We start from the raw sequence: 7614 nt of genomic DNA on the forward strand, positions 1-7614 counted from the left end.
AAGACGGGGACGAATAATCTTTTAAGATCGTTCGCCACCGTCTGTGGTAACAATATTCAATTATGCTATGTCATTTTATATTCCGATATAACCTACTTCACTTTTATTCTATAATCATCTGATCTGTACTTTGATCTCACACCATGCTTCTGCTAAAACTGCCTCATTGTCCTTACCGTCTATCGCTTCATATACGGCGGTTTCTAAGGATATAATCGATTCCTATTTTTGAATGAGATCTGTCTATATTTGTCAACATCTATTTTAAATCGTTTACCATATCCCCATTACATGTTGCATCACAAGGCTTACAACTGTTATTCCTATCCAGCAGCAACCACCAAGCAGTATCGGCTTTCCACCGGATTTAATGAGCCTGATTATATTGCTGTTCAGGCCTATAGCAGCCATGGCCATTATGATAAAGAACTTACTAAGTTCCTTAAGGGGCTTAAAAGCATTCGAAGGGACTCCCAATCCCAGGCATAGTGTTGTGATTATGGAAGCAAGAACAAAGAACACTATGAACATCGGAAATGCTCTCCTAAAGCTGAAACCATTGGTACTGCTTCCATCCTTTTTCGCTTCCCTTGCCAGCAGATACGCTAGTACCAGCGTAATAGGAATAATTGCTAATGTCCTGGTAAGCTTCACTGTAACAGCCTTGTCCAAAGTCTGACTACCCAGGTTCCACATGCTGTCCCAGGTTGATGCAGCCGCAGTTACTGAAGATGTGTCATTTACCGCAGTTCCTGCAAACATACCAAATGCTTCACCTGTTGTGATATCAAAACCTATAAGTTTCCCAATTGATGGGAAAAGGAGTGCTGCCAGCACGTTAAAGAAAAATATTACGGAAATTGCCTGCGCCACTTCATCATCATCCGCATCAATGACCGGCGCTGTAGCTGCTATCGCTGAGCCACCGCATATTGATGAGCCGACTCCGATAAGGGTCGCCGTATTCTTCTTTATATCCATAACTTTATGAAAAATCCATGCAACGATAAGTGATGTTGATATTGTGCAGATAATTATTGGAAGAGATTGCTTTCCGGTCTGAAGAACAACCGACAGATTCATCCCAAATCCCAATAACACAACCGCAGCCTGCAGAATCATCTTTGATGTAAACTTTATTCCATCTGCCGCCTTTCCCTTATCATTCCAGAATAAAGCTATTATCATACCCAAAATGATTGCAATTACCGCTCCGCCAACGACAGGGAATCTCTTTCCCATTAGCCATGAAGGAAGCGCAATAATGAAGCATACCATTATTCCCATATAATTCTTTTTCAAAAAATCCATCTCAAGACCTCTCTTACTTTCTACTCTGTTCTTTCGCAGGTCTTATTCTATTCTATCTTTTGAAAAAGATATAATTATATATTATTATATATCCATAAATATTTCTTATCGTTATGGAGAACTGATTATGCTGGATTTCAGGATAGATACCTTTCTATGTGTTTGCAGGCACCTCAATTTCACCAAGGCGGCTAAAGAGCTGAATATTACCCAGCCCGCTGTTTCTCAGCATATACATCACCTTGAAAATGAATATGGGACAAAGCTGTTTACCCAGGATGGGAAAAAGCTTTTACTAACTGACAACGGAAAACTTCTGTATCAAAAAATGAATCAGATAAAAAATGATGATGAAAGCCTCAAAGAAAGGCTCTCACAGAACAATCGCGGGTTAAAAGACATCTCTTTTGGTGTCACCATGACCATAGGAGAATACATAATTGCTGATCCGATCGGCGATTACATAAACAAACACCCGGATATTAATCTTAAGATTACCTTTGGCAACACATCAGAGCTTCTGAAAAAGCTCTCGGAGGGTGTTATAGATTTTGCACTTGTAGAAGGGTATTTCCCTGAAAACGATTATGAAACCCTGCTTTTTAGCAGGGAAGAGTTTGTCCCTATCTGCTCAACAAAGCACTCTTTCACTCAGAAGCCGCGCGTGATAAAAGATCTCTTTTCCGAGCGAATTCTTATAAGAGAACCTGGTTCAGGAACGCGCAATATATTAGAAAGAGCTCTTGCCCTGAACAATTACTCCACAAGTGATTTTAGCCATTTTATCCAGGTGGAGAACATGCATGCCATAATAAGTCTTATTGAAAAAGACTGTGGTATCACCTTTTTATATAAAGCAGCGGTTGCATCAGGACTGCAGTCCGGATATCTGAAAACAATCCCCCTTGACGACTTTAGGGTAAAACATGATTTTACCTTCATCTGGCCCAAAGATACTGTTTTCAGTGAAGAGATCCGTGCAATATGTGAGGAAATACAACCTATTACTCATTCTGCATGAAGTTCATGTTCTTTTTCATAAAGCTTGTTATCCTGCCGTCTCATGAAAAGCATCCGGGACAGAAAAAAGAATCAAGCTACTTCCTACAAAAATCTGAATCGGATAGGCTGCAGTTTACATTTGCTCTTTTTTTTATGAGTGGGGTCTGCAGATTTTTAATTGTTTATGCGTTTTATTCTTGCTTAATTAACAAATAAACAAGCATAAAAAATATGTTATATATTCTGATTTGCAATTATTTGTTAGTTTTTAATTTAATCTTATTGATTTTAAACTATTTTTATAATTTTTTTATGTCATCTGTATGAACTCAGTTACATACCGGTTACATACAGATTAAAAACATAACTGCTTTATATATAAGAGTTTTATTATTCTGGTCCCTAGAAAAAGTCCTCTTTAGTTACATCCCAGTTACATACCGGTTACATATAAAATTTGTTCATATACTTAAGCCCAAAAAGGAATGTACCCATTGTTGTTTCTGCTCTTGTTATCTGCTTTTATTCCCCATTAAATATTAACCTTTGGTACAAATTCAATCTTAAGTGTTCTTCCCATGGCATCAGCTAGTTTTCTAAGTAAAGCAACGCTTGGGTTTCTTGTCCCATTCTCTAATCTAGAAATATCTGCCTGACTAATGCCTGATTTTACAGATAGTTCTTTCTGTGTTAGGCCGGCATCATGTCTAGCCTTCATTAAAGCTTTTGTTATCTCCATTTCTGGCTGGAGAGATTCGTATTCTTTTTTGAACTCTTCATCTTGTAAAAGTTCATTTGTTAATTCTTCCAAGTCAGTCATTTATATATCGCTCTCTTGTTGAAAAATAAATTTGTCTTCTTTCTTTTGCCAAAGCAATTTCATTAGGCGGAGTTTTTCTCGTTTTTTTTACAAAACCATTTGTTGCAACTATGATTTTGTCTCTGTCAAAGAAATATAGAATTCTTACTATATTTCCACCTTCGATTGTTCTTAGTTCAAAAATACCATCATCGAGAGGTTTACTTAAAGGTTCTCTTGCTAGATTACCAAGTTCCTCTAAAAGATGGAGGTCTGTTACTACTTTTGCCTTAAGTTTAAGATCCAATGTCTTAATAAACTGTGCTAATGGTTTTGTTCCATCAGCTTCTTTAAAAAAATAAATTCTATACTTCATATAACCTCTATATGTTATATATAGCATATTTTTTTAAAAAAACAATTAACTTTGCAAATTATTTTTTTTATATCACAAGATTGATTGGCTATATTCAAGGTTATTAATGGGGATTATTTCATCAACATTGTTGTAATCAATTTCATATGTGGAAAAAGCTGTTGGAAATATTTTTTAGATACACTTACCTATGTTATTGGAAAGTAAGAATGTACACTTATCTATATTATTGTTACACTTACCTATGTTATTTGATTTGTATAAATATACCGAATTTGGTGAGCTTAAAAATGGGGAGTATTTTTAAGTCGTTATTACTAATTTATTGAAATTAAAACTGATTTGGTGAAAATTGGTGAATTGCTAAAAAAGTATATTGATTTTTAAGAAGAAAATATAATATTTGTTCTTTCCTTCGCACCAATCTTTAAGCGAAACAGGCAGTCAGATGACTGCTTTTTTTGTGTCTAAAAAGCCTCATTTTCTTTTTCTAATAAAACTCAATCTTCATCTTCAACGTGTACATCTGTAAGAACTCAGTTACATAGCGGTTAAATGTAAAATTTGTCCTTATTGAGCCATAAAGGAATGTAAACATTGTTGTTTCTTAGCTTATTTTTTTACTTTCCAGATAGTATTTTGCTTTGCGCCTTCTCGCTCAATTAATCCCTGCTCTTTTAGCGTATTCAATGCTCGTTGAATAGTTCGAACTGTTTTAGATGTTTTTTCTGCAAGCACTTCTCTTGATGCTGTTGGATTATATTTCAATATCTCTAGAATGGATCTCTCTGTATCGTTAAGCTTTTTGAATGATGAATATTCAATGGTATCTCTGCTTGTTTCGGTTATGATTGCAGGTCGATTGATCACAAATTTGAATCCATTTGAATCGTTAACATAAGAATACTTAATGCCAGAATCTTTACATAGGCTATCAATTCTTTTGAATCCGCTTCCAAATTTCTCTATTGATTTATTTAAGAATAATATTTTTGATATGGTTGGATTCCTTATTTCTGATTCAATATTCTTCTTTACATATTCCTCGGGTTTGTGTTTACTTGCAAATTCTCCTGGGTTGTAAATTGTAATCATTCCTGGATGAATACAAATTTCGTGACTTGTTCTTCCCGCATAAATTGCATGTGCAAAACTATTCGCGAGTACCTCTCTGATAACTGCAACAGGGATCTCTGGAGTTTCTGTTCTTTCCATTTCTATAATTTCAGTTTTCCAGCGTATGTTTTTTAGAATATATTCTTCTGCAATTTTTAGAAGATTGAAGATATTATCTTCATAGAATTTCATATCTAAAATTGTAAGCTTCTCGTCGGTAGCGAAGATTCCTGCTTTAAGAGAAATAGGATGATTACTGCTAAATAAAGCTTCACCGGCTTTTGTTAAAAAGCCATTGCTTACCAAGCCGTACCTTTTCAGAATAATAGGGCAAGTATATCTTCCTTCTGGCAATCTTCCTGCAGCAATTGCGTTATCCCAGAATTGTTTCATTGAATCATGATCAATCTGTTTTTCTGTGGATTCTGAAATCTCCTTTTCCCATTTTTCACGGTATTTATTTACACCAAAGAATGCTTTGAGTTCTTCAGGGGTTACCTCGCGATCTTCGTCGGCTGTTCTTAGATAATAACGTCCAGATGCGGAATAAGGTGTATTCTCTCCACTGAACTCAACTTTTATAGTGCTGTGGCCATCTAGTATTTCTTCTTTGATTACCGGATAGATTTGAGGTTTTATTGATTCGTATACTGCTCTAGAAACATCTCGCAATGATGACTCTGACACATTTTGTCCAATTACGTCTCCATTTGGTTTAACACCAAAGTATATAGTACCAACACCGTGCTTATTTAAGATTGCTGCTATTGACACCATTGCTTCTCTTATTTCGCCGGTAGTCTTTTTAAATTCAAGCATTTCAGTTTCTTTACCTAAGTTCACGGTTTTATCCTCAAATTGACGACTTAATAGAATTATACAATAGAAGTGACATTAGAAGTGACAAAAAAAATGTCACTTCTATAGAAAAAGCAGAAATTCATTTATTACATTTTCTTTAAAAAATAATCAGTTAGATGTTAGCTCCCAGATAAAACACTTTTACTAGAAGTGACATTAGAAGTGACAAAAAAAATGTCACTTCTATAGAAAAAGCAGAAATTCATTTATTACATTTTCTTTAAAAAATAATCAGTTAGATGTTAGCCCCAAATAAAACACTTTTAATAGAAGTGACATTAGAAGTGACAAAAAAAATGTCACTTCTATAGAAAAAGCAGAAATTCATTTATTACATTTTCTTTAAAAAATAATCAGTTAGATGTTAGCCCCAAATAAAACACTTTTAATAGAAGTGACATTAGAAGTGACAAAAAATGTCTCTTCTAATAATGTGTGTTGCCCTTATTCTTGCTAAAGTAAGGAATAAATACGGAATAAATAAGGAATAAAAGTAAGGAATAAAAGTAAGGAATAAAAGTAAGGAATAAAAGTAAGGAATAAAAGTAAGGATTAAAAGTAAGGATTAAAAAAATTTTATGATTACGAATCCTAAAATCATCATTACGAATAATGCATTTTTCCGAAAAAATGTATTTTTTATCTTTATAAAACAAAAGGATATACCATGATTACGAATAGTAAAACATGATTACGAATATGGTTACGAATAAGTCTTTTCCTTTTAAATCAAAATGTTATTTTTATATATATCTATTCTCGACTTAGAGATCTGGAGGTCACCATTACCAGATCTCTTGGTATTATGTTTTTGTTAAGCATTGTTAACGGCGCTGTATTTAGCAATTAGTATCTCTTCTTATAATTTTTAAAATACAGTTTGGGTTTAAAAAATTTCATTTGACCAATATTATTATGACGGCGAAATTCATATGCATGTTTAAAAATATCATCCATAGATACTTTTTCTGCCAAATTCCATTGATCTATCTGCTGATTGAAGGCTTTGGCATAGTAAAACATTCGATCCATGTAAGTTACATTTGAAACATCCCATTTTTCTATTGGCTGGTTGAAGGAAGTTGCTTTATTGAACATCTTAATCATACCCGTTACCCTGGAAACATTCCAATCGCCTATAGGTTGATTAAATGTTGTCGCTTCGCTGAACATACTACACATATTTGTTACTTTAGAAACGTTCCAATTACCTATAGGTTGGTTGAATGCTTTTGCTCCATGAAACATGCTTAACATATTTGTAACTTTTGAAACGTTCCACCCCCCAATTGGCTGATTAAATGCTTCTGCATTGTAGAACATACCGGACATGTCCTTTCCTTTAGAAACATTCCACGTATTTATTGGTTGATTGAAATTTGTGGCCCATGCGAACATAGCAGAAAAAATCGTTACATTTGATACGTTCCACTCTTTTATAGAAGAGTTAAAATCTTTTGCGTTGCAAAACATTCCTTCCATATTTGTAACATTTGATACGTCCCAAGAACTTATATCTCCACGAAAGCGTGCCGCAATGTCATCTCCTTCTAAGCCAGTAACAAAACGTGTATTTTCTGGTGGATTTGCAAACAGAAAACTCATATCTGTAATTCGTGATGTGTCAATGTCATTCAAATCACACTTAGGGCCTTCTTCCTGTATTTTTTCTACAATAATGGCTCTTAGTTCTTTTCTAGATAAAACGACAGTTTTATTAGTAGATTCACTTGATGTTTCTTCTATATTTAATGGTATCGGCGGGGCAATTAAGCCGCAAATAATAGCTTTCTTGAAGTAAGTATATTCATCTTCTGAAAGATAACCGTTATCAAAAAAGTAAGCGTAAACAGTTTCCTACTAAAGTAAATTTCTACTAAAAGGCATAATTTCACCATCACTTGTTTCTATTAAGGATGGCGAAAATGCTTGAATCTGAAATCAACCTCAATAACATTTCTAATCTTAAACACAGAGCTATTCTGCAGGCACTTCTAACAACCGAGCTTCCTGTTAATGCAATTTCAAGAAAACTGCAGTGTACTTCTGGCGCAATTTACTATTGCATCAAGAGATACCTGTATAAAGGCTTCAGCGAAAATCGTAACAAAAAGATACAGATGAACCAGCTCTCTTCCTGTGCCCAAAG

Annotated in this window: 7 protein-coding genes; 2 read left to right on the top strand and 5 right to left on the bottom strand. The window is 34.4% G+C overall.

Annotated elements, in window-relative coordinates; translation table 11 throughout:
- Positions 1-273: 273 nt before the first annotated feature.
- The gene (locus B5D46_RS08945) at positions 274-1311 is read right to left on the bottom strand and encodes a YeiH family protein (RefSeq protein WP_078929167.1); all 1038 of its coding nucleotides are present in this window, start codon (positions 1309-1311) and stop codon (positions 274-276) included.
- A gap of 127 nt (positions 1312-1438) precedes the next feature.
- Between B5D46_RS08945 and B5D46_RS08950 the strand changes: the two genes are divergently transcribed.
- Positions 1439-2332: a LysR family transcriptional regulator gene (locus B5D46_RS08950; RefSeq protein ID WP_078929168.1), complete on the top strand. Its 894-nt coding sequence runs from the start codon at positions 1439-1441 to the stop codon at positions 2330-2332.
- 513 nt (positions 2333-2845) lie between these two features.
- Here B5D46_RS08950 and B5D46_RS08960 read toward each other — a convergent pair.
- From B5D46_RS08960 to B5D46_RS08975, 4 genes are all read right to left on the bottom strand, one after another.
- Entirely contained in the window at positions 2846-3133 is a 288-nt protein-coding gene (locus B5D46_RS08960) for a helix-turn-helix domain-containing protein (protein ID WP_078929170.1), read from the bottom strand.
- Positions 3126-3488 carry a type II toxin-antitoxin system RelE/ParE family toxin gene (locus B5D46_RS08965; RefSeq protein WP_200805039.1) on the bottom strand — a complete coding sequence of 121 codons (363 nt, stop codon included), beginning with the start codon at positions 3486-3488 and terminating at the stop codon, positions 3126-3128. The genes B5D46_RS08960 and B5D46_RS08965 overlap by 8 nt, the downstream gene beginning before the upstream one ends.
- Before the next feature lie 612 nt (positions 3489-4100).
- Positions 4101-5447: an RNA-binding domain-containing protein gene (locus B5D46_RS08970; protein ID WP_078929171.1), complete on the bottom strand. Its 1347-nt coding sequence runs from the start codon at positions 5445-5447 to the stop codon at positions 4101-4103.
- A gap of 864 nt (positions 5448-6311) precedes the next feature.
- Positions 6312-7103, bottom strand: a complete 792-nt coding sequence (locus B5D46_RS08975; RefSeq protein WP_078929172.1) for a BspA family leucine-rich repeat surface protein — start codon at positions 7101-7103, stop codon at positions 6312-6314.
- 287 nt (positions 7104-7390) lie between these two features.
- On the opposite strand from B5D46_RS08975, the gene B5D46_RS08980 reads away from it, so the two are divergent.
- A partial coding sequence (locus B5D46_RS08980) for a hypothetical protein (RefSeq protein ID WP_143675648.1) occupies positions 7391-7614 on the top strand: 224 nt, incomplete at its 3' end.

It is taken from the genome of Succinivibrio dextrinosolvens DSM 3072 (assembly GCF_900167015.1).
Lineage (GTDB): Bacteria > Pseudomonadota > Gammaproteobacteria > Enterobacterales > Succinivibrionaceae > Succinivibrio > Succinivibrio dextrinosolvens.